The sequence below is a fragment of the Terriglobales bacterium genome, from assembly GCA_035937135.1.
GTDB lineage: Bacteria > Acidobacteriota > Terriglobia > Terriglobales > Acidobacteriaceae > DASYVL01.
The window spans coordinates 1-2,334 of record DASYVL010000140.1; the positions used below are offsets into that span (position 1 = coordinate 1).

2 protein-coding genes are annotated in these 2,334 nt (G+C 67.7%); one reads left to right on the forward strand and one right to left on the reverse strand.

What is annotated here, in order from left to right; translation table 11 throughout:
• On the reverse strand, nt 1-1,624 hold a 1,624-nt coding region (locus VGQ94_08570; GenBank protein HEV2022570.1), incomplete at its 3' end, for an ATP-dependent DNA helicase RecG.
• An 87-nt stretch (nt 1,625-1,711) separates the two neighbouring features.
• On the opposite strand from VGQ94_08570, the gene VGQ94_08575 reads away from it, so the two are divergent.
• Nucleotides 1,712-2,334: GAF domain-containing protein (locus VGQ94_08575; protein ID HEV2022571.1), on the forward strand; the 623-nt coding region annotated here is incomplete at its 3' end.

The window sequence follows — 2,334 nt, forward strand, 5'->3', positions numbered from 1 at the left end:
CCTCTTCCTTCTCCTCGATCACGGGATAGACGACGTACACCTGGTGCCCGGCCTTCACCTGCTTGCGGGCGAAGTCGAAGACCTCGGCGGAGCGCTCGTCGGAGACGCGCCGGGTGACGATGGGCGTGCGGCCCGGCGGCAGCTCGTCGAGCAGGCTGACGTCGAGGTCGCCGTAGAGGGTGAGCGCCAGGGTGCGGGGGATGGGCGTAGCCGTCATCACCAGTACGTCCGGTTCTTTGTTAGAGGGCTCCGCAACGGCTGCGCCTGCTTCGCCCTCGCGCTTTGCTCGCGCTATTCCGGCGCTCGCTCCGCGCTCACCTGGTTCCGCCGTTTTCTTCATCAGGCGCAGGCGCTGCAGGACTCCGAAGCGGTGCTGCTCGTCCACCACCACCAGGCCGAGGCGGGCGAACTCGACTTTTTCCTCGATGAGGGCATGGGTGCCGATCACCAGCTGCACGTCGCCGCGGGCGATGTGGCGGCGGATGTCGCGCTTGCGCTCCGGCTCGAGCGACCCGGTCAAGAGCACGATGCGATAGCCCGCCGGCTCCAGGATCTGCCGCGCGGAGAGGTAATGCTGCGTCGCCAGGATCTCCGTGGGCGCCATGAGCGCCGCCTGATAGCCGTTCTCGATGGCGATGATGGCGGCTTCCAGTGCCACCAGCGTCTTGCCGGAGCCGACGTCGCCCTGCAGCATCCGCCGCATGGGGCGCGCTTCGCGCATGTCGGCGGAAATCTCGCCCAGCACCCGCTTCTGCGCTTCCGTGGGATGGAAAGGAAGGATGCGCTTGATGGCCGAGCGCACCCGGTCGTCCAGGCGGAAGGCGAGGCCGGGTTGGGCACGCAGCCGCCGGCGCTTGAGCTCCAGCCCCACTTCCAGGAAGAACAGTTCTTCGAAGATCAGGCGGCGGTGCGCCGGGGTGCGCGCCTCTTGCAGGTCCTCGAAGCGTACTTCTGGCGGAGGCCAGTGTGCCCGCTCGAAGGCCTGCCGCCGGGGAAGCAACTCCAGCCGCGCGCGCACCGCCGGGGGAACGCCGTCCGGGATCTCGGGTGCCAGGGCCGCGAGCGCGCCGCGGATGACGCGGCGGAACCAGCGCGAGGTCAGCTTGCCCTGCGCCGCCGACTCGTAGATGGGAACGATGCGCCCCACCTCGAGCGACGCTGCCAGGGCACGCTCCGCCGCGTCTTCTGCTTCTGCTTCGGAGTCCGCGGGGTCGGTCAGGATCTCGAACTGCGGCTGGATCAGTTGCAGCCCGCCGCGCTTGCGCTTGTCCACCTCCACCCGGCCGTAGAGCGCCACCGTCTGACCGGGCTGGAACTTGTCCTTGAGGTAGGTGGCGTGGAACCACAGGCACTTGATGGAAGCGGTGCCCTGGGCGGCGGTCATCTGGAAGATGGGCATGCGCTTGGTGCGGAACAGGCCGGAGCCGCGCACCTCGGCGAGGACGGTGGCCATCTCGCCCGGCTCGAGCTCCGCGATGCCGCGCGGGTTGAGCCGGTCCTCGTAGCGGAAGGGCAGGTAGTAGAGCAAGTCCTCGACGGTGGCGATGCCCTTGGCCGCCAGCCACTCGGCGACCCGCGGGCCTACGCCCTTGGCGTACTTGACCTGAGTTTGCAGCTCCAGCATGGCAGCGCTTCCGCTTTCCGCTGCCAGATTGTAAATTGCCTGACTCGCCTTTGCCTCCGGTTGGCGCTAGAATCGCACGTTTGCTTTATGGAAAAGCTTGCCATCCTTTACGACGCCAGCCAGGCGGTGCTCTCCACCTTCGATCTGGACGAGGTGCTACAACGCATCCTGGCCATCGTGCGCGACCAGTTCCGCCTGGAGAACGGCGCCATCTACCTGCTCGACCCCGAGACCCGGGAACTCAAGCTGCGCAGCAGCTTCGGTCGGCCCGAGGAGATGGTAGCCGCCCCCGTCCCCGCGGGCAGCGGACTGACGGGCGCGGCGGCCAAGCTGCGCCGTCCCGTCTATGCACCCGATGTCAGCCGGGAGCCGCGCTACATTCCCGTCTTCGCCGCCACCCGCTCCGAGCTGGCCATCCCGCTGATGGTGCGCGACAACGTGGTGGGCGTGCTCGACTTCCAGAGCGAGCATTCCAACTTTTTCAGCGACGAGACGGTGGACCTGCTGACGCTGTTCTCCACCCAGGCCTCCATCGCCATCGAGAACGCCCGGCTGCATTCGCTGGAGCAGCGGCGCGCGGCGCAGCTGGAAACCATCAACGCCCTGGCCAAGCAAACTGCGTCGGTGCTTGACCTGAAGGAGCTGCTGCCCAAGGTCTGTGCCCTGGTGCTGGAGTCGTTCCCGGTGGTTTCCAGCTGCGCCGCGCGCCG